Annotated in this window: 20 protein-coding genes and 1 riboswitch; of the genes, 8 read left to right on the forward strand and 12 right to left on the reverse strand. The window is 61.9% G+C overall.

Translation table 11 applies throughout. The features are described from left to right. Positions 1-63 precede the first annotated feature (63 nt). The 6 genes from ACI3KW_RS19675 to iolG all read left to right on the forward strand — a co-directional run bounded on the left by ACI3KW_RS19675 (position 64) and on the right by iolG (position 6,745). Complete coding sequence (locus tag ACI3KW_RS19675) at positions 64-882, forward strand: TIM barrel protein (protein ID WP_404849519.1); 819 nt, start codon at positions 64-66, stop codon at positions 880-882. An 81-nt stretch (positions 883-963) separates the two neighbouring features. Further along, entirely contained in the window at positions 964-1,914 is a 951-nt protein-coding gene (locus tag ACI3KW_RS19680) for a sugar ABC transporter substrate-binding protein (protein WP_404849501.1), read from the forward strand. 65 nt (positions 1,915-1,979) lie between these two features. Beyond that, positions 1,980-2,906, forward strand: coding sequence for a sugar ABC transporter substrate-binding protein (locus tag ACI3KW_RS19685; RefSeq protein ID WP_404849520.1), 927 nt, complete (start codon positions 1,980-1,982; stop codon positions 2,904-2,906). Positions 2,907-2,970: 64 nt separating this feature from the next. Next, the gene (locus ACI3KW_RS19690) at positions 2,971-4,509 is read left to right on the forward strand and encodes a sugar ABC transporter ATP-binding protein (protein ID WP_113124012.1); all 1,539 of its coding nucleotides are present in this window, start codon (positions 2,971-2,973) and stop codon (positions 4,507-4,509) included. A gap of 100 nt (positions 4,510-4,609) precedes the next feature. Beyond that, positions 4,610-5,626, forward strand: a complete 1,017-nt coding sequence (locus ACI3KW_RS19695; RefSeq protein WP_113124011.1) for an ABC transporter permease — start codon at positions 4,610-4,612, stop codon at positions 5,624-5,626. A gap of 81 nt (positions 5,627-5,707) precedes the next feature. After that, positions 5,708-6,745 carry an inositol 2-dehydrogenase gene (iolG, locus tag ACI3KW_RS19700; RefSeq protein WP_404849502.1) on the forward strand — a complete coding sequence of 346 codons (1,038 nt, stop codon included), beginning with the start codon at positions 5,708-5,710 and terminating at the stop codon, positions 6,743-6,745. Positions 6,746-7,017: 272 nt separating this feature from the next. Here the strand turns inward: iolG and iolB are convergent, their stop codons facing one another. From iolB to ACI3KW_RS19730, 6 genes are all read right to left on the reverse strand, one after another. Beyond that, positions 7,018-7,818 carry a 5-deoxy-glucuronate isomerase gene (gene iolB, locus ACI3KW_RS19705; protein ID WP_404849503.1) on the reverse strand — a complete coding sequence of 267 codons (801 nt, stop codon included), beginning with the start codon at positions 7,816-7,818 and terminating at the stop codon, positions 7,018-7,020. After that, positions 7,763-8,008 carry a hypothetical protein gene (locus tag ACI3KW_RS19710; protein ID WP_262168389.1) on the reverse strand — a complete coding sequence of 82 codons (246 nt, stop codon included), beginning with the start codon at positions 8,006-8,008 and terminating at the stop codon, positions 7,763-7,765. Before ACI3KW_RS19710 ends, iolB begins: the two co-directional genes overlap by 56 nt. Before the next feature lie 60 nt (positions 8,009-8,068). Next, the gene (gene iolE, locus ACI3KW_RS19715) at positions 8,069-8,986 is read right to left on the reverse strand and encodes a myo-inosose-2 dehydratase (RefSeq protein WP_404849504.1); all 918 of its coding nucleotides are present in this window, start codon (positions 8,984-8,986) and stop codon (positions 8,069-8,071) included. 156 nt (positions 8,987-9,142) lie between these two features. Continuing rightward, entirely contained in the window at positions 9,143-10,990 is a 1,848-nt protein-coding gene (gene iolD / locus ACI3KW_RS19720; protein WP_404849505.1) for a 3D-(3,5/4)-trihydroxycyclohexane-1,2-dione acylhydrolase (decyclizing), read from the reverse strand. Positions 10,991-11,060: 70 nt separating this feature from the next. Further along, on the reverse strand, positions 11,061-12,986 hold the full coding sequence (iolC, locus tag ACI3KW_RS19725; RefSeq protein ID WP_404849506.1) for a 5-dehydro-2-deoxygluconokinase: 1,926 nt from the start codon (positions 12,984-12,986) through the stop codon (positions 11,061-11,063). Positions 12,987-13,137: 151 nt separating this feature from the next. Further along, positions 13,138-13,971, reverse strand: a complete 834-nt coding sequence (locus tag ACI3KW_RS19730; protein ID WP_404849507.1) for a MurR/RpiR family transcriptional regulator — start codon at positions 13,969-13,971, stop codon at positions 13,138-13,140. Between the two features lie 118 nt (positions 13,972-14,089). On the opposite strand from ACI3KW_RS19730, the gene ACI3KW_RS19735 reads away from it, so the two are divergent. Then, the gene (locus ACI3KW_RS19735; protein WP_404849508.1) at positions 14,090-15,220 is read left to right on the forward strand and encodes a Gfo/Idh/MocA family protein; all 1,131 of its coding nucleotides are present in this window, start codon (positions 14,090-14,092) and stop codon (positions 15,218-15,220) included. A 24-nt stretch (positions 15,221-15,244) separates the two neighbouring features. Here ACI3KW_RS19735 and ACI3KW_RS19740 read toward each other — a convergent pair whose 3' ends face one another. The 6 genes from ACI3KW_RS19740 to ACI3KW_RS19765 form a co-directional block, all read right to left on the reverse strand. After that, on the reverse strand, positions 15,245-16,204 hold the full coding sequence (locus ACI3KW_RS19740; RefSeq protein ID WP_404849509.1) for a DMT family transporter: 960 nt from the start codon (positions 16,202-16,204) through the stop codon (positions 15,245-15,247). 99 nt (positions 16,205-16,303) lie between these two features. After that, positions 16,304-16,447, reverse strand: a riboswitch (FMN riboswitch). Between the two features lie 421 nt (positions 16,448-16,868). Then, positions 16,869-18,881, reverse strand: a complete 2,013-nt coding sequence (locus ACI3KW_RS19745) for an aldo/keto reductase (RefSeq protein ID WP_404849510.1) — start codon at positions 18,879-18,881, stop codon at positions 16,869-16,871. A 61-nt stretch (positions 18,882-18,942) separates the two neighbouring features. Beyond that, a complete protein-coding gene (locus tag ACI3KW_RS19750; RefSeq protein ID WP_404849511.1) occupies positions 18,943-20,022 on the reverse strand; it encodes an ABC transporter ATP-binding protein in 1,080 nt (359 codons plus the stop codon). A 9-nt stretch (positions 20,023-20,031) separates the two neighbouring features. Then, positions 20,032-20,850, reverse strand: a complete 819-nt coding sequence (locus ACI3KW_RS19755) for a carbohydrate ABC transporter permease (protein ID WP_262168375.1) — start codon at positions 20,848-20,850, stop codon at positions 20,032-20,034. Continuing rightward, positions 20,847-21,731, reverse strand: a complete 885-nt coding sequence (locus ACI3KW_RS19760; RefSeq protein WP_113122940.1) for a carbohydrate ABC transporter permease — start codon at positions 21,729-21,731, stop codon at positions 20,847-20,849. Before ACI3KW_RS19760 ends, ACI3KW_RS19755 begins: the two co-directional genes overlap by 4 nt. Before the next feature lie 97 nt (positions 21,732-21,828). Further along, positions 21,829-23,103: an ABC transporter substrate-binding protein gene (locus ACI3KW_RS19765; protein ID WP_113122939.1), complete on the reverse strand. Its 1,275-nt coding sequence runs from the start codon at positions 23,101-23,103 to the stop codon at positions 21,829-21,831. 105 nt (positions 23,104-23,208) lie between these two features. Between ACI3KW_RS19765 and ACI3KW_RS19770 the strand changes: the two genes are divergently transcribed. Further along, a complete protein-coding gene (locus tag ACI3KW_RS19770) occupies positions 23,209-24,126 on the forward strand; it encodes a helix-turn-helix domain-containing protein (protein WP_113122938.1) in 918 nt (305 codons plus the stop codon). Positions 24,127-24,130 lie beyond the last annotated feature (4 nt).

The following is a 24,130-nucleotide window of genomic DNA, read 5'->3' on the forward strand; positions in this document are numbered from 1 at the left end:
CAACGAGAGATCGGGTCCGGCCCGGCGATCCAGGGAGTGCGAGGCGTGTCCACCAGCCAGTCGATGGATTTTGCCATCAACCACATGTCGGCGCCGCAGTTGCGGCTGCCCGAATTCTTCGCGCTGGCCCGCCAATTGGGCGCCCCGCGCGTCGAAATCCGCAATGACATTGCCGGCAACGCCATCCTCGACGGCACACCAGCAACCGAGGTAAAAGCCCTCACCAGGGCAAATGATGTAACCATCATTTCCATCAATGCCCTACAGAAATTCAATCAGCCCTCCGCCACCCGCCTGGCCGAGGCCGAAGCCCTGGCCGACTACGCCGCCACCGCCGGCGCCCAGGCTTTGGTGCTCGTTGCAGCCAATGATGGTGCTATCGCTGACGCACACCAAAGGGTCGAAAATGCTAGCGGACTGTTAGCATTGATAGCGCCAATCTTGCGCGAACGTGCATTGATCGGCCTCGTCGAGTGCCTGGGCTTTGAAACCTGCTCGCTGCGCTCAAAACGCGAAGCGATTCAGGCGATCGACAATGCCAATGGCCGTGACGTATTCCAGCTGACCCACGACACGTTCCACCATCACCTCGCAGGCGAACCCGACCTGTTCCCCGAGCTGACTGGCCTGATCCACATTTCCGGCGTCGACGACCCGACGATTGCTGTTAGCGACATGCGCGACAGCCATCGCCTGCTGGTCGGCCCCAAAGATCGCCTGGGCAATCTCGAACAGATCGCCGCGCTGCGGGCAGGGGGCTATTCCGGGCCACTCTCGTTCGAGCCTTTTGCCGAAGAGCTGCGTCACCTAGCCGATCCGGCTGCTGCGATCAGCCAAAGCATGAATTTCATCGTCTCGGGGCTCAAGGAGAAGGCCGCGTGACCAACTAATTCCCGAGCAAGGGAAAGATCCGGACATAATGGGCGCGACCGGACGCCCAGCTCTCTTGGAGGAGAATGAGCAATGAAGAAGATCGTAATGGCCGCATTGGCGACCACGATGCTGACCGGCTTTACCGGCGCCGCAATGGCCGAGACTGTCGGGGTCAGCATGGCCGCGTTTGACGACAATTTCTTGACCGTATTGCGCAACGGCATGGGCGACTATGCCAAAACCCTCGATGGCGTCGAGCTGCAGGTCGAGGACGCGCAGAATGACGTGTCCAAGCAGATGAGCCAGATCCAGAACTTCATCGCTTCGGGCGTCGATGCCATCATCGTCAACGCCGTGGACACCGACGCTACTGCGCCCATGTCCCAACTGGCCGCCGATGCGGGCATTCCGCTGGTCTATGTCAACCGCCAGCCGGTCAACCTTGATACCCTGCCCGAAAAGCAGGCATTCGTCGCATCCAACGAAGTCGATTCCGGCACGCTCGAAACCAAGGAAGTCTGTCGCCTGCTGACCGAGGCCGGCAAGACCGAAGCCAATATCGTGGTCATGATGGGCGAACTGTCCAACCAGGCCGCCCGCCAGCGTACCCAGGACGTGCATGACGTGATCGCCACGCCCGAATGCTCGTTCATGAAAATCGCTGAAGAGCAGACGGCAAACTGGTCACGCCAGCAGGGCGCCGATCTGGTTGCCAATTGGCTCTCCGCCGGCATCCAGTTCGATGCCGTGGTCGCCAATAATGACGAAATGGCCATCGGCGCCATCCAGGCCCTCAAGGCCGGCGGCGTCGCCATGGATGCCGTGATTGTGGGCGGCGTCGACGCCACCCAGGACGCCCTGGCCGCAATGGCTGCTGGTGATCTCGATGTCACCGTGTTCCAGAACGCCGCGGCCCAGGGCTCCGGTGCGCTCGACGCGGCTCTCGCGCTTGCCCGTGGCGAGAGCGTGGAACGCGAAGTCTGGGTGCCGTTCGAACTGGTGACCCCGGCTAACCTGGCCGATTACCAGGCCAAGAACTGATCTCCTGCCGGCGCGTTCCCAACGGCGCGCCGGCATCTTTCCTTGAACAGAGTTTGAACATGAAGCTGACCACAGCCCTGCTTGGCGCAACGGCGCTGCCCTTCCTGCTATCGGTGCCCAGCCACGCCGAAAATATCGGCGTCTCCATGGCCCGCTTTGACAGCACCTTTCTCACCCTGCTGCGCAATGGCATGGAGGCCCGCGCCGCCGAGCTGGGCGATGTGACAATGCAGGTGGAAGACGCAGTCAACGACCCCAGCAACCAGCTCAATCAGGTCAGCAATTTCATCGCTTCGGGCGTTGATGCCATCATCATCGCCGCCGTGGATGCCGATAGCACCCCGGCCATGACGGCGCTGGCCGATGCGGCCGGCATTCCCATCATCTATGCCAATCACCCGCCCGCCGATCTCGATAGCCTGCCGGCCAAGGCCGCCTTTGTCGGCTCCAACGAAATCGATTCCGGCACGCTGCAAACCAAGGAAGTCTGCCGCCTGCTGGGTGGCAAGGGCAATGTGCTGATCCTGATGGGTCCGCTCAACAACCATTCGGCCCTGCAGCGCACCAAGGACGTGCATGATGTGATCGCCACCGATGACTGCAAGGGCATGAGCGTGCTCGAAGAGCAGACCGCCAATTGGGATCGCCTCGAAGCGGCAAATCTGATGACCAATTGGCTCTCCTCGTCCCTCGAATTCGACGCCGTCGTCGCCAATAATGATGAGATGGCCATCGGCGCCATCCAGGCGTTAAAATCGGTCGGCCGGGACATGAATTCCGTGCTGGTCGCAGGCGTCGATGCCACGCCTGATGGGCTGGCCTCGATGGCCGCCGGCGATCTCGACGTGACCATTTTCCAGAATGCGCATGCGCAGGGCGCTGCGTCCATCGATGCCGCTCTCGCTCTGGCGCGGGGCGAGCCGACCGAGCAGCAGATCTGGGTCCCCTTCGAATTGGTGACCCCGCAAAACATGGCCGACTACGCCAATTAGGCGGCAATCATGCGGATGCGCTGGTGAGCCCGGCGCGTCCCGCAAATCAGGGCAGGAGGCAGCAATGGTCAGTCCGCAGACAATGCGTGCGGTGCGTGAAAGCGGGGCGGTGCCCAATGCGTCGCTGCTGCTGGAAATCTCCAATGCCCGCAAGGAATTTCCCGGCGTCGTGGCGCTCGATGATGTGTCGCTCAAGCTGCGCCGCGGCACTGTTCATGCCCTGATGGGCGAGAATGGCGCCGGCAAATCCACGCTGATGAAGATCATCGCTGGCATTTACACGCCCGACAGCGGCGAGGTGAAGCTGCGCGGCGTCAATATCCAGCTCAAGTCGCCGCTCGATGCGCTCGAAAACGGCATTGCCATGATCCATCAGGAACTCAACCTGATGCCCTATATGAGCGTGGCCGAAAATATCTGGATCAGGCGCGAGCCGCTGACCCGTTTCGGCTTTGTCGATCATGGCGAGCTCAACCGCCGCACCGCGGCGCTGTTCGCCAAGCTCAATATCGATATTGACCCCGAAGTGCAGGTCTCCACCCTTTCGGTCGCCAGCCGGCAGATGGTCGAGATCGCCAAGGCGGTGTCCTATGAGAGCGACGTGCTCATCATGGATGAGCCCACCTCCGCCCTGACCGAAACCGAGGTGGCGCACCTGTTTTCGATCATTCGCGACCTGCGCAGCCAGGGCAAAGGCATTATCTACATCACCCACAAAATGAACGAGCTGTTCGAGATCGCCGACGAGTTCTCGGTGTTCCGCGATGGCCGCTATATCGGCACCCATGCCTCGACTGACGTGACCCGCGACGAAATCATCCGCATGATGGTGGGGCGCGAAATCACCCAGATGTTCCCCAAGGAAATCGTGCCGATTGGCGATGTGGTGCTCTCGGTCAAGGACCTGGCGCTCAAGGGCGTGTTCTCCGACATCAGTTTTGACGTGCGCGCCGGCGAAATCCTGGGCATTGCCGGGCTCGTTGGCTCGGGCCGCTCCAATGTGGCCGAGACGATTTTTGGGGTAAGTCCGGCCACCAGCGGCAGCATTTCCATCAATGGCAAGCCGGTCACCATCGGGTCGCCCACCGTCGCCATTCAGCACGGCATGGCGTTCATCACCGAAGACCGCAAGGAAACCGGGTGCCTCCTGGCGCTTGATATTCAGGAAAACATGCAGCTCGCCGTGCTGCAGGATGGCTATACCAAATTCGGCTTCGTCACTCAGGGCGCGCTGTCGCGCACCTGCGAAGAGATGAGCCAGAAGCTGCGGGTGAAAACGCCCAGCCTTGATGAGCGGGTAGAAAACCTGTCCGGCGGCAATCAACAAAAGGTGCTGATCGGGCGCTGGCTGCTGACCAATCCGAAAATCCTCATTCTGGACGAGCCAACGCGCGGCATCGATGTCGGCGCCAAAGCGGAAATCCACAAGCTGGTCAGCCAATTGGCGCGCCAGGGCGTGGCCGTCATCATGATTTCATCCGAACTCCCCGAAGTGCTGGGCATGAGCGACCGCATCATGGTGATGCACCATGGCCGCGCGACGGGTTTTTTGGATCGGGCCGAGGCAGATCAGGTGAAGATCATGGATTTGGCGGCACGATGATGATGCACACTTCGGAAGCATTGGCCCACTTCACCTCCCCCGAAGGGAGAGTTGAAGGTGCGCCACTACAAGACATATCGACTGCCGGGAGGACCCAGCCATGACCACATCATCAGAGACCCTCGCAACGCCGCGGACGCGGCGGCGCAAATTGCCGACCGAGTTGTCCATCCTGCTCGTGCTGGCCGGCATTGCGCTGACCTTCGAGCTGCTTGGCTGGATCTTCATCGGCCAGTCTTTCCTGATGAACCAGCAGCGGCTGACCATCATGATCCTGCAGGTCTCGGTGGTCGGCATTATCGCCGTCGGCGTGACGCAGGTGATCATCACCGGCGGCATTGACCTTAGCTCCGGCTCGGTCGTGGGCATGACGGCCATGATCGCCGCCAGCTTCGCCCAGTCCGCCGATTGGGCCCGTCCGGTCTATCCGGCGCTGGTCGGCCTGCCGGTCATCATCCCGCTGGTGATTGGCCTTGCCATCGGCACGTTGGCCGGCATCATCAATGGCTCGCTGATTTCCTACACCAAAATCCCGCCCTTCATCGCTACTCTGGGCATGATGGTGTCGGCGCGCGGCGTGGCCAAATGGTACACCAAGGGCCAGCCGGTTTCCGGCCTCACCCCCGACTTCACCTTTATCGGCATGGGCATCTGGCCGGTGGTGATCTTCCTCGGCGTGGCGCTGATCTTCCACATAGCCTTGCGCTACACCCGCTATGGCAAATTCACCTACGCCATCGGCGCCAATCCGCAGGCGGCCCGCGTTTCGGGCATCAATATCGAAAAGCACCTGATCAAGGTCTATGCCATTGCCGGCATGCTGGCGGGCCTCGCGGGCCTCGTCACCGCCGCCCGCGCCCAGACCGCGCAGGCTGGCATGGGCGTGATGTACGAACTCGACGCCATCGCTGCGGCCGTTATCGGGGGCACGTCGCTGGCAGGCGGGCAGGGGCGTATTACCGGCACGGTCATCGGCACCATTATTCTGGGGACCATGACCTCGGGCTTCACCTTCCTGCGCGTCGATGCCTACTATCAGGAGATCATCAAGGGCATGATCATCGTCGCCGCCGTGGTCACCGACCAGTATCGGCAGCGCAAGCGGAAGAAGGTCTGATTTTCGCCACCCCGCCGGCGCATCGCCTTCGCGTGCATTAGAATAACCGCGCCCCACGGCGCCACTACCCGGAGACTACAAATGACTGTTCGTTTCGGCCTGCTCGGCGCCGGCCGCATCGGCAAGGTGCATGCCAAGGCCATCTCGTCCAATCCGACCGCTAAGCTGGTGGCCGTGGCCGACGCCTTTGAGAAGGCTGCCACTGACATCGCCGGCCAATATGGCTGCGAAGTGCGCAGCATCGAGCAAATCCTGTCGGCTACCGATATCGACGCCGTGGTCATCTGCACGCCCACCGACACCCATGCCGATCTGATCGAGCAGTTCTCCCGGGCCGGCAAGGCCATCTTCTGCGAGAAGCCGATCGACCTCAATGTCGAGCGCGTCAAAGCCTGCCTCAAGGTCGTCGATGCCGAAGGCGCCACGCTGATGGTCGGCTTCAATCGCCGGTTCGATCCCCATTTCATGGCCGTGCATGACGTGATCGCCAAGGGCGAAATCGGCACTGTGGAAATGGTCACCATCGTCTCGCGCGACCCCGGCGCGCCGCCGGTCGACTACATCAAGCGCTCGGGCGGCATTTTCCGCGACATGACCATCCACGATTTTGACATGGCCCGGTTCCTGCTGGGCGAAGAGATCGACAGCGTCACCGCCCAGGCCTCCGTGCTGGTCGATCCGGCCATCGGCGCGGCCGGCGATTATGACAGCGTTTCGGTGATGCTCTCGACCACTACGGGCAAGCACGCCACCATCTCGAACTCGCGCCGCGCCACCTATGGCTATGACCAGCGCATCGAAGTGCACGGCTCCAAAGGCGCCGTCTCGGCCGAAAACCAGCGCCCGGTCTCCATCGAAGTCGCCAACGCCACCGGCTATACCCGCCCGCCGCTGCACGACTTCTTCATGACCCGCTATACCGATGCTTATGCGCGTGAAATCAGCACCTTCGTGGATGCGGTTGAATCAAAATCTCCGGCTTCGCCGAGTGGGTTGGATGGCTTGATTGCATTGGCGCTGGCCGATGCCGCGCTGAAGTCGGTCAAGGAAGCGCGGGCTGTGAAGGTCAGCGAAGTGCTTGGGGTGTTGGCGGATAAGTCGATCTTCCAGGGGCGGTAAGCCCCTTCGGAGCGCGTGGGTCACACTGCGCGCTTCTCACCCACCGTTCTCCCTCGGGCCTGACCCGAGGGCCACTCTCAGCACGGCGCGAGCGGCGAGAGGTCCCCGGGTCAGGCCCAAGGAAGATGCGGTGGAGAGATTCGCACCAATCCCATTCAACCCACCGCGTCATCCCGGCGCAGGCCGGGATCCATGCTGAAGGCTATCGACACATCGAATGTGGGGAGGGAACACAGCATGGATTCCGGCCTGTGCCGGAATGACACGGTGGTTTACTTCAACAGCCACTCATGCTCGGGCGCATTGTGGAACTTCCATACCCGCTTGGGCCCGGCCATCACGTTGAGATAATACAATTCATACCCCGCCGTGGTCGCCACCGGGTGATAGCCCCTGGGCACCAGCGTCACGTCGCCGTCCTCGATCGCCAGCGCCTCATCGAGGCTGCGGTCATCGGTATAGACGCGCTGGAAGGCGAAGCCCTGTGGTGGGTTGAGCCGGTGGAAATAAGTCTCTTCCAACAGGCTCTCGTGAGGCAGATTGTCCTGGTCATGCTTATGCGGCGGGTAGGAGGAGGTATTGCCCTGCGGGGTGATCACTTCCACCACCAGCAGGGAATGGGCCGAATTATCGTCCTCGGGCATGATATTATGGACATGCCTGATATTGGCGCCCTTGCCGCGCGTCAGGCGCGGATGGGTGCCCGGCGGGATCACCTTGGCCTTGTAGTCCCCGCCGCCCGGTGCGGTGCAGACTGCCAACTCGAGCGCTGTTGTCGCATCCACCGCCCATTCGCTGCTTTTGGGCACATAGACCGCCCAGGGGGCGCCCTCGAACGGGCTCATGCGCTCGCCGATCTCGCCGAAATCCACGCCGTCGACCGAAATCCGCGCCTTGCCGCTGACCAGCACCAGGCAAAGCTCGCGATCCCCCGCTTCGCCGCCGGTCACCTGGCCGGCCGCCAGTTTGTGCAGGGCAAAGCCGACATAGGTCCAGCCGGCCGAAGCCGGAGTTACGTCATGAACCAGGCCCGTCTTGGCTTTCGGGCGGAGGCGGAGGTGGGAGTTGCTCATCGGTAGGGTCCTCCTTGGGGAAGGCATAAAAGAAATTATAGAGCGAATAGGCCAAAGCCGCGCCCACCAGCACGCCCCAGAACGGCTCCTTGCTCCAGAGCCATTCATAGGCGCACCACACCGCCAGAAACCCGGTGATGGCAACGCGCCGCCACAGGGGCTTGAACCATTTAAGGTCGTCTGCTTTCAAAACCGATCCGCCTTCTTCTTGAGAACCTGACCAGCCTTTAGCATATCGCGGGCTGAAAGCTCACCCTTTGGGAAAACCCTCGGTCTCGACGGTGTAGCCGGCGGCAGTCATCACTCGCATCAGCTCCTTATGGCCCACCTGCGCCATACGCAGCGGCGGGTTGGCCTTGGGGTCCTGCTCGGCCTCGACGACAAACCAGCCCTCATAGCCATAATCGGCAAATTTCTGCACGATGGCGCCGAAATCGAGCGAGCCATCGCCCGGCACGGTGAACGCGCCCAAGGCCACCGCATCGAGAAAGCTCTGCCTGGTGCGATCCAGCCCATCGACGACCGAACGGCGAATGTCCTTCACATGCACATGATTGATCCGGGCATGGTGATTGTCGATGGCGCGCAACACATCGCCGCCCGCAAAGGCCAGATGCCCCGCATCGAGCAGCAGCGGAATGCCCGCGCCCGACGCCTTCATGAACGTATCCAGCTCCGGCTCGGTCTCGACCACGGCGGCCATGTGGTGGTGATAGCTCAGCGGCATGCCCTGATCGGCACACCATTCGCCAAATGCGGTGACCTTTTTGGCATAGGCCACCATCTCGTCGTCGGAAAGCCTGGGCTTGGTGGCCAGGGGCTTGGAGCGGTCGCCCTGAATGGAGCGGCCCACCTCGCCATAAACGATGCAGGGCGCATTGACCGCTTTGAACAGCTCGATCATCGGCTGGATACGCGCCTTGTTGGCGGCCAGTTCCTCCTCGACCAGCGTGCCGGAAAACCAGCCGCCGCAGAGCGTCACGTCCGCCGCGCGCAGGATCGGCAGCATCACATCGGGATCGTCGGGAAAGCGGCGGCCCTTTTCCATGCCGGTAAACCCGGCCGAGCGCGACTGGCGCAGGCATTCTTCCAGCGACACATCATCGCTGAGTTCCACCAGATCGTCGTTCCACCAGGCGATGGGCGACATGCCGAGTTTGGCTTTCAATTCGTCTCTCCTGCGCGTTCGCGCCTAGTACCCCCTCCTAGCCTCCCCCTGATAGGGGGAGGGACAGATCGGGGTTTTCGTAAATCTCACAACACCCACCACGCGGTTCCTCCCCCTATCAGGGGGAGGCTAGGAGGGGGTACTCCAATCCAGGGATTACCCCGCCCGCTGCGCCTTAAGCGCCTTCACATAACCCTCGCGGGCCGCATTCACCTGTGGCCGGTCGGATACTTCCGGCACTGCCACATCCCACCAGGAGCCACCGTCATCGGTGGTGATCAGCGCATCGGTATCGATCACGATCACCGTGGTTCGGTCCACGCTTTCGGTTTCGTGCAGCGCCGTTTCCAGCTCGGCAATCGAGCCGACCTTGCGCGATACGGCGCCCATGGCGGCGGCATGGGCGGCAAAATCGATTCCGGGCAGAGTGACATGGTGGGTGTCCTTCAACAGGTTGTTGAAGTTGGCGCCGCCCGTGGCCATTTGCAGCCGGTTGATGCAGCCATAGCCTTCATTGTCGAGCAGCACGATGGTGAGCTTGGCGCCCAGCATGATCGAAGAGGCGATCTCGGAATTGAGCATCATATAGCTGCCGTCACCGACCATGACGACCACGTCGTCCTGCGGCCGCGCCAGCTTGACGCCCAGCCCGCCGGCAATCTCGTAGCCCATGGTGGAGAAGCCGTATTCCAGGTGATAGCTGCCCGGCTTGCCGGCCTTCCACAGCTTGTGCAATTCGCCCGGCAGGCCACCGGCGGCGCAGACCAGCGTGGCGTTCTCGCGGGCGCGCTGCACGGCCCCGATCACCTGGGCATCGGAGGGCAATTCGGCATTGGTGCTCGCGGTCGCCTTGTCGGCGGCGATCAGCCATTCCTCCTTGCCCGCCTCGGCCTTTTCGGCCCATGCGTCCTCGACGACCCAGCCTGGCAGCGCGGCATGGAGCGCATCGAGCCCCGCCCGCGCATCGGCCACTAGTGGCATGCCATTGTGCTTGTGGGCGTCAAAGGGCTGCACGTTAAGGCCAATAATCTTGAGGTCCGGGTTCTGGAACAGCGCCCAGGAGCCGGTGGTGAAATCCTGCAGCCGCGTGCCCACGGCCAGCACCACATCGGCGTCTTGAGCCAGCGCGTTGGACGCCGACGAACCGGTAACGCCAACCGAACCCATATTGAGGCGATGGTCATGGGGCAGGGCGCTCTTGCCGGCCTGCGTTTCCATCACGGGAATGCCATGGGCCTCGGCGAAGGTGCGCAGGCTGTCGGTCGCCTGCGAATAGAGCACACCACCGCCGGCAATGATCACGGGCTTCTTGGCCATGCGCAAAGCCGCGGCGGCGGCAGCGAATTCCTCGGCATCGGGCATCACCCGGCGGGGCACCCACACTTTCTCGTCAAAAAAGCTCTCAGGGTAATCATAGGCTTCCGCCTGCACATCCTGGCAGAGGCTGAGCGTAACCGGGCCACATTCGGCCGGATCGGTCAGCACCTGCATGGCCCGGCGCAAGGCGGGAATGATCTGCTCGGGCCGCGTGATGCGGTCGAAATAGCGGCTCACCGGCTTGAAGCAATCATTGGCCGAAACCGAACCATCGCCCCAATCTTCCACCTGCTGCAAGACTGGGTCCGGCAGGCGATTGGCAAACACGTCGCCCGGCAGCAGCAGCACCGGCAGGCGGTTCACATGCGCCAGGGCGGCCGCCGTCACCATGTTCAGCGCGCCCGGCCCGATCGAAGAGGTACATGCCATGAAGCGCTGGCGGAAACTGGCCTTGGCAAAGGCAATCGCCGCATTGGCCATGCCCTGCTCGTTCTGCGCCCGATAGGTCGGCAGCGTGTCCTTGATGGAATGCAGCGCCTCACCCACGCCGGCCACATTGCCATGTCCGAAAATGGCGAACACCCCGCCAAAAATTGGCACTGTCTCGCCATCGATCACGGTCTTCTGCATCGTCAGAAACCGCGCAACAGCCTGCGCCATGGTTAGTCGGATCGTGTTCTGGCTCATGGGCCTGTTCCTCAAAGATCAGCCGGGTTCGCCCGGTCAGTGTATATTGCGGGTCGGTCCGGCGCGAAGGCTAAGCCGCCTTCGTCTCCCCCAGCCGCTCCCAAATCTCGACCAGCGCGCTGAAGCGGCGCGCCATATCGGCCACGGCCTCTTCGTCGCTGATTTCCCCGAGCAGCCATTTCCGGGCTGCTTCGGCAAAGATCGTGCGGCCCACGGCAAAGCCCTTGACCGTGCGCGAGGCATGCGCCGCTGCAAAGCCGGCCTCCAATGCTTCCTGGGGGGCTTCGAGCCCCAGCAGCACCACGCCCCGGCAGAATGGGTCGCGCGCTTCGATCACCGCATCCACCGCGGCCCAGGCCGCCCGGTCGGCTTGCGGCTCGAGCTTCCACCAATCGGGATTGAGGCCGGCATCGTAAAGCTCGGTCAGCGCGCGGGCAGTGGTGTCGGCTTTGAGTTCGCCATGCTTGCTGGCGATGATTTCGATCAGGATATCGCGGCCGATTTTGCGGGCAGCATCATGGGCGGATTGCAGCTTGTCGATCTGCTCGGCCTTGAGCGCGGCGGGATCGTCGGGATGGAAGAAGCAAAGCACCTTGAGGCAATGTTCCACCGGCCAATCGAGCAGGCGCGAACCGAGGTCCTGCGAAAATTCAAAGCGCAGCGGGCGCGAGCCGGGCAATTCCACTGGGCGGGCGAGCCAAAAGCCCTTGCCCTCGGCGGCAAACAGCGCCTTGCGGCCATGCTTGTCATCGAGCAGCATGCCGAAACCCGGCCGGCCATTGGCGACGCGCGCGGCGGCTTCTACGGCCAGCACCTTGAAGGCGGCAATGGAGTCGTCCTTGGCACCGGGCATGTCCTCGAGCTGGCTGCGATGATCGATAGCCAGCGCCATCAGCTTGGGCCACTCGCGGCGGCGATTGGTGGCCCAGTGAATGTGGTTGAGGTTGTCGTCGTTGCGCAAAGCGCGCTTGGGGCTGCCCTTGGAAAGGAAGCTCTCAAGCTCGGTCCAGCTTGGATATTCCGGCGAACACATCAGGCGCGACACCGCAAAGGCGCCGCAGGCATTGGCCCAGGTGCCCGAGGTTTGGAGGTCTTCACCCCTAAGCCAGCCGCGCAGGAAGCCCGACATGAAGGCGTCGCCGGCCCCCAGCACGTTATAGACCTCGATGGGGAAGCCTGCGCCGACAATGCCGTCTTCCAGATCATCGGGAATGGCGCCGTCATAGACGATGCAGCCCATGGCGCCGCGCTTGAGCACGATGGTCGCCGCCGTCAGCGAGCGAATGGTCTTCAGTGCCGCCGGCAGATCGGCCTCGCCCGAGGCGATCAGCACTTCTTCTTCGGTGCCGACGACGAGATCGCAATCGGGCAGCACGGACTGGTATTTCTGCGACACATGATCCGACGCGACATAGCGCTCGAACCCGGCCTCATGCCCGGCAAGGCCCCAGAGGTTGGGGCGATAATCGATATCGAATACCACCTTGCCGCCATGCGCCTTGGCAAAGCGGATCGCCTTTTTCTGCGCCGCTTCACTATTGGGGCGCGAGAAATGGGTGCCGGTGACAACGATAGCGCGGGCGGAGGCGATGTGGGCTTCCGAAATATCCTCTTCCGACAGCGCCATATCGGCGCAATCGGTGCGGTAGAAAATCATCGGCGAGACGCCTTCGGCCTCGACCGACAGCAGCACGAGCGCAGTCAGGCGCTCCTTGTCGGTGGCGATGCCGGCAGTGTCGACGCCTTCGCGCACCAATTGCTCGCGGATGAAGCGGCCCATCTGCTCATTGCCAACGCGGGTGATCAGGGCCGATTTGAGCCCGAGCCGCGCGGTGCCGATGGCGATATTGGCCGGGCACCCGCCGATGGATTTGGCGAAGCTGCCGATATCTTCAAGCTTGGTGCCGATTTGCTGGCCGTAGAGATCAACCGAGGCACGGCCGATGGTGATGACGTCGAGCGTCTGGCGCCCGTGGCCTGGCTGCGCATGCGTCAATCGGTCCTCCCATCGGCTCGCGCCGGTCTCTAAGCTATTCCTGCGCCTGTTCGGCGCTTGGGAATATGAAACATGGGTTCCGGCAATTCGTCAACATGGAATGTTCATTCCAAACACTAGAATGCACCATTACCTCGGTAAAGCTGTGACATCAGCGCCGGCGACGCTTCTCGGCGATGGAAACGGTGAGGGCCATGGCAAAGGCCATGCTGGCCGATAGCGAGCGGAACCCGGCATGGTCGGCCTCGACCACCTCAAACCATTCGCGCGAGCACTCGGCCAGCGGGGAAAATGCCGAATCGGTCAGCGACACGACGGGAATGCCCCGCGCCGCCATCGCCCGCGCCTGGGTGGCGCTTTCCGAGGCATAGGGCGAGAAACTGATGGCAAAGGCGGCATCGCGCGGCGTCGCCATGGCCAGCATGTCGTCGTCGATCCCGGCCGCCGTGCCGACCAATTGATACTTCACCTTCAGCTTGCCAAAGGCATAGGCCATATAGCTGCTGATCGGGTAGGAGCGGCGCTTGGCGATCAGGTAGATCGTCTCGGCATTGGCTAGCAAAGTCACTGTGCGCTCGAAAGCGTCGGGGTCTACGGCAGCCGTCAGGGCATCGATCGAGCGGTGCGCCGCAGCGGCGAAGCCATTGAAAATCGTGGTGCTCTCGGCCAAGGCGGCGCCATTCTGCTCCAGCGTGCGCAACCGGTCTTCATAGGATGACGTGCGCTCGCGCAGCCGGGCCCGGAACAGCAATTGCAGCCCGGAAAAGCCCTCAAAGCCAAAATGCTGGGCAAAGCGGACCAGCGTCGACGGCTGCACTTCAGCTGATTCCGCAATGCTGGCCGCCGTGCCGAAGGCGATCTCGTCGGGATGGTCCAGCGCATAGGCGGCCACCTGCGTCAGCCGCTTCGGCAACTCGCCCTTGCGCTCGAGAATGGCCGCCCGCAACGCATCAAAATCGCCCGGCGGCTGCATCTTCTCGACCATTCCGTCCCCCTTTTGCCCCCATAATCCCCAATCCGCGCGGGCAATCAAGTACTATTAGAAAGCCTATTCCGAAAATAGAACAAATGGCATATCCATTTCGACAGGAGTGGAGGACGGAATGAAAGCATCAATTGGCGTCGGTCTGATCGGCACCGGCTATATGGGCAAATGCCATGCATTGGCCTGGAACAGCGTCAAACCGGTCTTCGGCAGCGGGCCACAGCCGCGCTTGGTGCACCTGGCCGAGGTGAACGCCGAGATCGCACGCGCCAAGGCTGACGAGTTCGGCTTTGCCAAGGCGACGGGCGATTGGCGCGATTTGATTGCGGACCCGGAGGTGGACGTCGTTTCCGTCACCACGCCCAATGCCTTCCATGCCGAAATGGCAATCGCCGCGCTGGAGGCCGGCAAGCATGTTTGGTGTGAAAAGCCGATGGCGGTGGCACTGGCCGATGCCGAGCGCATGGCAGCTGTGGCCAATGCCTCGGGCAAGGTTGCGGTGCTGGGCTATAATTACATTCAGAACCCGCTGGTGCGCCATATCGGGACGCTGCTGGAGCAGGGCGCCATCGGCAATGTGAACCACGTCCGGCTGGAAATGGACGAGGACTTCATGGCCGATCCGGAGGCGCTGTTCTACTGGAAGAGCGAGGCCAGCTCCGGCTATGGCGCGCTGGACGATTTCGGCGTGCATCCGCTCAGCCTGCTGCACATTCTGTTCGGCTCGGTGACGCGGGTCTTCGCGCATTTGGCTAAGCCATATCCGACGCGCCCCACCAAGGAAGGCACGGCTCGCGCCGTCGAAACCTTCGATATTGCCAGCGTGCTGTTCGAGATGGGTGGGGGGATCAGTGGCGTCATGGCGCTCAACCGCTCGGCCTGGGGCCGCAAGGGGCGCATTGCGCTGCAGATTTTCGGGTCCAAGGGCTCGATTGTCTATGATCAGGAGCGGATGAACGAATTGCAGCTCTATACGACCGATGGGCCGGGCACCGAACGGGGCTATCGAACCATCCTGACCGCGCCGCAGCATGCGCCTTATGACCGGTTCATTCCGGCGCCGGGGCATGGTCTTGGCTTCAACGATCTCAAGATCATCGAGTGCCACGAGCTGCTCAATGCCATTGCCGGGCAGCCGGCCCGAGTGATCGACTTTGCCAAGGGGCTGGTGATCGAGCGGACGGTGCACGCCATGGCGCGAAGCCACCGGGAACAGCGCTGGGTGGAGGTGGGAGCAGACCGCTCATAGCGGTCTTGCTCCCGGGTTCGCTTGCTAAGCCACGCTGAGCGTGTGGCCCTTCTCGGTCTCGCTCCATAGAATGAACGAGGACGCGGCCAGGATCAGCGCGGCGCCCGGCCAGAACCACATGGATGGCACCTGGCCCAGGAAAATCCAGCCGATAAGGCCACTCAATGGCACTTGCAGATCGCCGAACGGCTGCAGGAAAGTCGCATCGGCTTTCTTATAGGCAAAGCTGGAAAAATATCGCGCCAGCGCCGTCAGAGCGCCAAGCAACACGAGCAGCCACAGTCCTGCGCCCGTGGGGAGCTGGAAGGGGAAGCCGGTGGCCAATTCTGCTGGTACAATGGCGGGCGATAGCCATGCCAAGGCATTCACCACCAGCAGAATGAACAGGTGATTGGGTGTCACTAGTACGAGCAGGGAAAGCGTGAGGGTTTCCGGCGGCTCTTCGCGGGCGAGATATTTCGTCAGCACATCGGTCACGGCCCAAAGGGCGGCTGCGGCGACGGGGATCAGGGTGTGCCAGGTGACCCCTTCGCTGCCGACGCCCGAGACAATGATGGCGCCGGCGAAACCGACCATCGCTGCCACGATGCGGGGGGCGGAAGCGCGCTCGCCCAGGAACAGCGTGGATCCCAGAATGATGAACAGCGGGCCGGTGGACAGCAGGGTCACCATCTGCCAGATCGGCACGCCGGCGGCAAAGCCATAGACGAAGACATGGACGCCAAGCGCCGACACGAAAGCGCGGACCTCGTGCGCCAAGGGGTGCCTCGTGCGCAGCTTGTCGACGCCGATCCGCAGAATGAGCGGCAGGGCCAGCACGGAGGCGATGACATATTGCCAGAAGGCCATGCCGGTGGAACTCATGCCGAATTGCCAGGGCAGCACGGACTGAAGCGCGTTGGTGCCGGCAAAGGCAAGGCTCGCGGTGACCATGAAGAGGGCGCCGGTGGCGGTGTTTGGGGAAGTAGAGGAAACCTGGCTCATAAAAAGTCCTTTCCGCAACCAGTTTCCTCAGGGTTACGGGAGGCTACGCAGCAGCAAGCGCCCGGCCAAAAAGGCACAGACGCCGGCAAGCAGCGTTTGTCCCGTTCTCTTTCATCCGGACTATGACCGTCGGCCCCGGAATTACACCGGATCTGCTGACCCTTGCATGTGGCAAGGCGCTCGCGGGCTTGAGGTTTCCCCCTTACCGCCGGTGGGGAATTACACCCCGCCCTGAGAACGAATGCGAGAACCATCGTCTCGCAACGATGAAGATAGGGCAGGGGATTAACGCGCGCAAGAAGACACACGCATGATACTGGACGGCTTTTCCGAACAGTGCGGAAAAGTTTTGCGCGATGAGGGGCTTGGGTGGGATGGCGGTGCGCGTGTCACAGCGACGGTGTCATTCCGGCGGAGGCCGGAATCCATGCTGAAAGCCATCCCAGCGCTGGATGGCGCGGGACGCCACGGACCTGGATTCCGGCCTGCGCCGGAATGACCCGGTGGGTGGGGAGGGATCGAGGTCTGCGTTACCCCCTCCTAGCCTCCCCTATTAGGGGGAGGCACCGCTTTGTGGTTGTGACGCGATCTCACTTCGAGAGTGGAGATATCCCTCCCCCTATCAGGGGGAGGTTAGGAGGGGGTACTGCCCCCTCCCAAACCCCTAGCCGTTTTCGAGCCACTTCACCTGGTCAGCCGTCAGCTTGATGTCGAAGGCATTCATGCTGTCGTCCAGCTCGCCCAAAGTGCGCGGCCCGATCAGGGGAACGCTGGGGAAGGACTGGGCGAGGACATAGGCGAGCGCGATGTGGATCGGGCTCTTGCCGAGTTGCTTGCCCAGCTCGATAGCGCGGTCGCGGCGGCCGAAGTTCTGCTTGTTATACCAGACGCGGACCAGTTCCTCATTGTCGGTCTTGTCGCGACCGGCGCGGTCGGTGAAGAAGCCGCGGGCCTGGCTCGACCAGGAGAAATTGGTGACCTGGCGGTCATTGAGCCACTGCTGCCAGTCCGGCGTCGAGGAGGTGACGCAGCCGTCCCAGATCGGGTCGAGCATTTCGGCCAAAGCGAAGTTGTTGGACAAGGCGCTGGGCTTGGTCTTGCCGGTGCGTTCGGCATAGGCGATGGCCTCATCGAACCGCTCCTTGGTCCAGTTGGAACCACCGAACGGCCCGCGAATGCGGCCGGATTTAACCTCGGCATCCATGGCGTCGACAAATTCACCCACCGGCACATCGGTATTGTCGCGGTGCATGAAATAGATGTCGACATAGTCGGTCTGGAGGCGATCAAGCGACTGCGTCAACTGCTTGGCGATCACGTCGGGATAGACCAGCGGGCTATGCGCGCCCTTGCCGATCAGCACCGATTGCTCGCGCGTGCCGCGGCTGGTGTGCCACTGCCCGAACAGCTTTTCGGTATAGCCACCCCCATAGATGAAGGCGGTGTCGAACAGATTGCCGCCCTTTTCCCAGAAGGCGTCGAGCAGGATAGCGCCCGAGGCGAAGGTCTTGAAATCCTCAAAGCCGAGGGCTGCGGCCGAAGCCTGCTTGGGCAGGTTTGGAATGGAACGCTTGGGGATGACAGTGCCATTGGGGCCAAGCGGACGATTGGCCAGCGTATTGACCCTGCTGGCGGGCTTTTCGACCGAATATTCGATCCCGGCATCCTTGCGCCAGGCGTCGAGCACGCGGGCATTGCCCAGGCTATCGGCCCAGCTCATGCCCGGCGCGGCCAATTCCTGACGCCTGGCGAAGATGGCTTCGGCAGCGGCATCGGCCTCGAAGGAATAGACATGGCGTTCTTCGCCGACGCTGATCGTCTCGCGGCTGCCGTCCTTCTTGACGATGTCGATCTTGCCGACGCCCTTGTCGCGGTCGCCACCGGCAAACCAGAAATCCGGCACTTCGATGCGGCCTTCCGAGCCGTGAATGCGCAGCACATTGTCGAGATTGACCATCACCGCGCAGGACACCTGGGCGACAATGCCGTTCTCGAAGGTGAGGACGGCAGCAGCCCAATCATCGGTGCCTTCGGCATTGAGCTTGGCCGTGCCCGAAACCTTGATCGGATCGGCGAAGGGCTTGCCCAGAGCCGCGCCCGCGATGAAGCGCGACATGGAAACGGGATAGCCGCCCACGTCCAGAATGCCGCCACCGGCGAGGTCCGAGGCGAACAGGCGGTGCTGGGGCTGGAATTTGCCCATGGAGAAGCCGAAGCTCGACTGGATCATGCGGACATCGCCGATGACGCCCGAGCGGATGAGTTCGGCGAGCTTGGCCGTCTGCGGATGCAGGCGATACATGAAGGCTTCGCCCGCAAAGGTGCCCGCCTTGCGATGGGCGTGGAACACTGCATCGATCTCGAAGGCAGACAGCGCCAAGGGCTTTTCGATCAGCACATGCTTGCCTGCTTCGGCCGCCTTGATGGCCCATTCGGCGTGGCCGGTATGCGGCACGGCGATATAGACGGCGTCGATTTCCGGGTCAGCCAGCAGGGCATCATAGCCGTGCACGATTTTCGCGCCGGGGAAGTCCTTGGCCAGGTTCGGCTTATTGGGGTCGCGGGTCGCAATGGCGGCCAGAACGCCGTGTTTGGAACCGGCTACACCGCCCTGGAAGGCCTTGGCAATGCTGCCCGGCCCAATAATGCCCCAGCGGATTTTCTGATCGGTCGACATGATAATAGTCCTTGTTGAAACGGCTTTCTGATCCCGGGGGCGTGCTCCCGGGTGAAATGGATTAGCGCAGGCGATGGCCCGCGGCGTCGAAGAGGTAAGCGCGGTTGGCGTCGATGGAGACCGTGATCGCGTCGTGGCCCAGCTCGTGCCGGGATTCTTCGCGCTCGATCACCACCAGCTCGCCGCCGGCATTGGCATAGACATAGCTGGTGGACCCCAGATGTTCGGCCACGTCGATCTGCAGCGTCAGATCGGAACTGCCGGCCCCGGCTTCGCCGAAATGCTCGGCGCGCACACCGAGGGAAACCTTGTCGCCCACCGCGCCACCCGAAACGGGCAGGGTGAGGCGGGTCTTGCCATGGTTGGTCAATTCGACAGTGACGCTGTCAGCGGTTTTCTCGACCACGGTCGCGGCGAGAAAATTCATCTGCGGCGAGCCGATGAACCCGGCAACAAACTGGTTGGCCGGATCGTCATAGAGATCGAGCGGATGGCCGACCTGCTCGATAATGCCGTCGCGCAGCACCACGATGGTGTCGGCCAGCGTCATGGCCTCGACCTGGTCATGCGTCACATAGATGATCGTGGTCTGCAATTCCTTGTGCAGCCGGGCGATCTCGATGCGCATATGCACGCGCAGCTCGGCATCGAGGTTGCTCAGCGGCTCGTCGAACAGGAAGACCTGCGGATTGCGCACGATGGCCCGGCCAATGGCGACGCGCTGGCGCTGGCCGCCGGAGAGTTCCTTGGGATAGCGATCGAGCAGGGGCTCGAGTGCCAGGATGCGGGCGGCCTGCTGCACCTGCTTGGCGATCTGGTCCTTGGCGACCCCGGCAAAGCGCAGTGCGAAGCCCATATTGTCGCGCACCGTCATATGCGGATAAAGCGCATAGGACTGGAACACCATGGCGATGCCGCGCTTGCTCGGATCGACATCGTTCATGCGCTGCCCGCCGATTTCGAGATCACCGCCGGTAATGTGCTCGAGGCCCGCAATCATCCGCAGCAGTGTCGATTTTCCGCAACCCGAGGGGCCGACGAAAACCACGAACTCCTTGGATTTGATCTCCAGATCAACGCCCTTGATGACTTCGACATTGCCGTAGGACTTGCGTACGGCCGTAAGTTTCAAACTGCTCATGACTGAACCTTATTTGACCGCGCCCAGCATGCCTTCGACGAAGCGGCGCTGGAGCAGGAAGAAGATGACGAGGGTGGGAAGAGTGGCAGCGATCGCGCCGACCATGATGACGCCGAAATCAGGCGTATAGCCGGCAGCCAGCGTCGCTACCGCCAGGGTGAGCGTTTTCATCTCATTGGTCTGCAGCACGATGAGTGGCCACAGATAGCTGTTCCAGTTTGCCATGAAGACGATGATGGTCGCCGCCGCATAGGTGGAGCGCATCACCGGCATGTAGACGTAAAGGAAGATCTGCCACTCCTTGAGCCCGTCGATCTTAGCTGCGTCGCGCAGCTCGCTCGGGAACGCCTTGGTGGCTTGCCGGAAGTAGAAGATGATGAAGATCGAGGCGATGCTGGGCAGCAGCACGGCCTGGTAGGTGTTGATGATCTTGAACTGCGCCATCAAAATGAACAGCGGGATCATCAAGGCCGCGAACGGGATGGACAGCATCAGTAACAGGCCGCCAAAGACCTTTTCGCGGAAGCGTGAGCGGAACATCTCGAAGCCATAGCCGGCCATCGAGGCGATCAGCAGGGTCAACACGGTTCCCAGACCGGCTAGCAGGAACGAGTTGAACAGCACCCGCACCATGTCGAACGAGTTGACGAACTTGACGATATTGTCCCACAGCGCGCCGCCGGGCGTACCCTTGCCGCGAATGATATCAGCGGAGGTATTGCTGGCGCCGACAACCATCCAGAAAAACGGGAAGATCGACAGGAAGGCCGCGAGCGACAGCAGCAGATAAGTGCCGGCGCGGCCGATAAGGGCGATTGGATTGCTCATGCGCGGCGGTCCTTGGCCACGATAAACTGGATCAGGCTGAGAATGCCCACCAGGATGACGATGACATAGCTGACGGTTGCCGCGTAGCCGAAGCTGGGCATGAACTTGAAGCTGAGATTGTAGATGTAGAGCGACAGGGTCAGCGTCGAATCCGAGGGGCCGCCCTGGGTCAACAGGTTGACCTCGTCGAACAATTGCAGCGTGCCGATGGTCGAGATGACCGAGGTGAACAGGATCACGGGCTTGAGCAGCGGCACGGTGATGAACCAGAAGCGCGCCCAGGCGGGGACGCCATCGATGCGGGCCGCTTCATAGATCGAGCGGTCGATGTTCTGCATCGCGGCGAGATAGAAAATCATGTTGTAGCCGGTCCAGCGCCAGGTGATGGCGGTGATAACAACGACGCGGGCCCAGAACGGGTCGGACAGCCAGTTGATCGGGTTCTCGATGAGATGGAGAACCAGCAGCGTCTGGTTGGCAATGCCATCAATCGCAAAGATCGATTTGAAGATCACCGAATAGGCAACCAGCGACGTCACGCAGGGCAGGAAGATCGCGGTGCGGAAAAAGCCCCGGCCCCAGAGTTTGCTGTCATTGAGCGCATTGGCGAAAAACAACGCCAGCACCAGCATGATCGGCACCTGCATGGCCAGGAACAGCATCGTATTGCTGAGCGCGCGCAGGAAAACCGGGTCCTGTGTCAACCGGATGATGTTGGCAAAGCCACCAAAGCTGAAATTCATCCCGCGGCCGACCTGGAAACTCATCCAGAGGGACCACAGGATCGGATAGACCATGAAAATGCCGAGCAGAACGAGCGCCGGCATCACAAAAAGCCAGCCATTTATCCGTTCGCTGCGCGCCAATGCGGATTGCGCCATTGTATCCCCTTTGTGCCATGTCGAGCCAACGACCCCGCGCAGAGCGCGAGGCCGCGGGAGGACCGGAGACGGCTAGGCCGCCCCCGGGATGCCGGTATCACTGGGTCTGTTGACGAACCTGAGCATCGATGGCGGCGATGATTTCATCGACGTTGCCGCCGCTGGTAATCGCCGGGATTTGTGCAACCGTGGCGGTGTCGGCTTCTTCGGTGAAGATGCCGTAATTGACCGCCGGAATCGCGGCCAGCCAGGTGGAGAAGTTCTGCCACACGGGCTCGCCGCCGAAGAACTCGTCGCTGGCCTTGAAGGCTTCGCCTTCGCGGGCGGGCAGATAGGTGCCCAGGGCGCCCTGGTTGACCAGGATTTTCTGGTAGAAATCGACATCCTTAGCCCAGATCGAGGTCAGGAAATCGATGGCCTTTTCTTTCTCGGGAGCGGAGGAGAGGACATACCAGCTCGAGCCGCCCAGATTGGACGCATTGCCGGCGCCTTCAACGCCATCCAGGCGCGGGGAGGGGGCAACGCCCCACTTGCCGGACTGATCGGCATTGGCCTTGATCGTGGCGGTCATCCACACGCCCGAGAAGGTCGAGGGGGTCTTACCCGAGGTGAACGAGCCGGTATATTCCGTCCAGCCCGAAACCGGCGTGGTGATGCCAGCGGTCATCAGGCGCTGATAGGTTTCGACAGCGGCCTTGAAGACCGGATTGTCCTTGATGGTCACATTGCCATCAGCGTCAAAATACCAGCTGCCGGCCGATTGCAGCATGATGCGAATCCAGTCCGACGAAGTCGGATCGATCGGCAGCAGCGGCAGCCCGGTCTTTTCCTTGACGGTCTTGCCGATCTCGATCAGCTGATCCCAGGTGATGTTGTTGAGCTGGTCCGGGGTGATGCCGGCTTCAGCCAGCAGGTCGGAACGGTAGAAATAGCCGGTGACGCCGGAATCGAAGGGGATGGAATAGGTCTGCCCATTGAGGGTCGCCAGTTCCACCTTGTAGGGGGCAAAGGTCGAGTAATCGACATGGCTATTGAGCGGCTCGAAGGAGCTGGGGAAGGACTGCAGATATTTCTGCGCGCGATAATCTTCGATCAGCACGATATCGGGCAAGCCATCGGTGGCGCCGGATGCGAGCTGCGCCTGCAGCTTCTGCTCCATGGCGGCCTTGTCGAAGATTTCGACCTTGATCGTATCGTCGGGATGGCTGGCCTTGTAGCGCGAGAATGCCTCTTCCATCGTTGCGCCGTTGAAGTTGGGGTCCCAGCACCAGACGGTGATTTCGGCTGCCGAGGCGGCGGCGACGCTGAACAGGCTCACGCCGGTCAGCGCAACAGCAAGCGTATTGCGCCACCGCGATGTAATGCGGATCATGTAAGTCCTCCCTTTTCATTTGCTCTTAGCTCGAGCCCTTCCTAAGCTATGCCTCTGGTGCAATACGTCCATGCGAAAAGGCATGCGGAGTTGGCGGAAAGTAAGATGACCGAAAGGATCTATTATGTGCCGGATGCCAACGGGGTAGAGCGGCTGCCCACCGTGCTGTCGATGTTTCATGCGGCGCCGCCGGTGATGCGCGCGCCCCATTGGCATGCCCAGGTCGAGGTCAATTACATCGTGCGCGGCTGGGTCCACTATAAGATGAGCGGCCACGAGGTGCGCTTCAGCGAAGGTGACATGGCCCTGTTCTGGGGCGGGCTACCGCACCAGCTGGATGACGCTGCCGATGATGTCGTCTATGCCGGCGGACATCTGCCGCTGGTGCATTTCTTCCGGCTGCGGCTGCCCCAGGACGTGCAATCCAAGCTGATGCAGGGCGCGACGCTGATCACCCAGGCCACCGACGCGTCCGACACGCTCAACTTTGCCCGTTGGAACGATTATGCCCGTTCGGGCGATCCGATGAAGGCCGGAATGGCTGTGGACGAATTGCTGTTGCGGATCGAGCGGGTGCGCTTCGATGCCTATTCGCTGCTGCCCGGCCGCGCCGATATCGCCAATGCGGTGGAGGGGCTCGATCACCATTCCTCCCCGATCGTGGTGCGCATCTGCGATTTTATCGCCGACAATTTTCGTGAGGACATCGATTCCTCCGATATCGCGGCAGCCGCCAATGTTCACCCGAAATACGCGATGAACGTGTTCAAGAAGACCACGGGAATGACGCTCAACGATTATGTGAACCTGATGCGACTGAGCTATGCGCAGGCCCTGCTGATGCAGGAAGAGGCCAATGTGCTGCAGGTGGCGATGGACAGCGGCTTCGGCTCGCTGAGCGCCTTCAACAAGTCCTTCCGCAAGATCGCCGGCACCTCGCCCAGCGATTTCCGTCGCGATGTGCGCACCCGCCCGGGCGCGCCGGTGACGGTGCGGACGCCAAACCGCAGGCGCATCAACTAGTTCC

The sequence above is a fragment of the Devosia sp. ZW T5_3 genome, assembly GCF_044987315.1.
Lineage (GTDB): Bacteria > Pseudomonadota > Alphaproteobacteria > Rhizobiales > Devosiaceae > Devosia.

Excerpts from the sequence above, each read along its gene's own strand:
- ACI3KW_RS19765 (WP_113122939.1), bottom strand. The coding sequence starts at position 23,103 with ATGATCCGCATTACATCGCGGTGGCGCAATACGCTTGCTGTTGCGCTG.
- iolB (WP_404849503.1), bottom strand. The coding sequence starts at position 7,818 with ATGAGCAACTCCCACCTCCGCCTCCGCCCGAAAGCCAAGACGGGCCTG.
- ACI3KW_RS19750 (WP_404849511.1), bottom strand. The coding sequence starts at position 20,022 with ATGAGCAGTTTGAAACTTACGGCCGTACGCAAGTCCTACGGCAATGTC.
- ACI3KW_RS19740 (WP_404849509.1), bottom strand. The coding sequence starts at position 16,204 with ATGAGCCAGGTTTCCTCTACTTCCCCAAACACCGCCACCGGCGCCCTC.
- ACI3KW_RS19690 (WP_113124012.1), top strand. The coding sequence starts at position 2,971 with ATGGTCAGTCCGCAGACAATGCGTGCGGTGCGTGAAAGCGGGGCGGTG.
- ACI3KW_RS19695 (WP_113124011.1), top strand. The coding sequence starts at position 4,610 with ATGACCACATCATCAGAGACCCTCGCAACGCCGCGGACGCGGCGGCGC.
- ACI3KW_RS19680 (WP_404849501.1), top strand. The coding sequence starts at position 964 with ATGAAGAAGATCGTAATGGCCGCATTGGCGACCACGATGCTGACCGGC.
- ACI3KW_RS19770 (WP_113122938.1), top strand. The coding sequence starts at position 23,209 with ATGACCGAAAGGATCTATTATGTGCCGGATGCCAACGGGGTAGAGCGG.
- ACI3KW_RS19745 (WP_404849510.1), bottom strand. The coding sequence starts at position 18,881 with ATGTCGACCGATCAGAAAATCCGCTGGGGCATTATTGGGCCGGGCAGC.
- iolG (WP_404849502.1), top strand. The coding sequence starts at position 5,708 with ATGACTGTTCGTTTCGGCCTGCTCGGCGCCGGCCGCATCGGCAAGGTG.
- ACI3KW_RS19675 (WP_404849519.1), top strand. The coding sequence starts at position 64 with ATGGATTTTGCCATCAACCACATGTCGGCGCCGCAGTTGCGGCTGCCC.
- ACI3KW_RS19735 (WP_404849508.1), top strand. The coding sequence starts at position 14,090 with ATGAAAGCATCAATTGGCGTCGGTCTGATCGGCACCGGCTATATGGGC.
- ACI3KW_RS19760 (WP_113122940.1), bottom strand. The coding sequence starts at position 21,731 with ATGGCGCAATCCGCATTGGCGCGCAGCGAACGGATAAATGGCTGGCTT.
- ACI3KW_RS19755 (WP_262168375.1), bottom strand. The coding sequence starts at position 20,850 with ATGAGCAATCCAATCGCCCTTATCGGCCGCGCCGGCACTTATCTGCTG.
- iolD (WP_404849505.1), bottom strand. The coding sequence starts at position 10,990 with ATGAGCCAGAACACGATCCGACTAACCATGGCGCAGGCTGTTGCGCGG.
- ACI3KW_RS19730 (WP_404849507.1), bottom strand. The coding sequence starts at position 13,971 with ATGGTCGAGAAGATGCAGCCGCCGGGCGATTTTGATGCGTTGCGGGCG.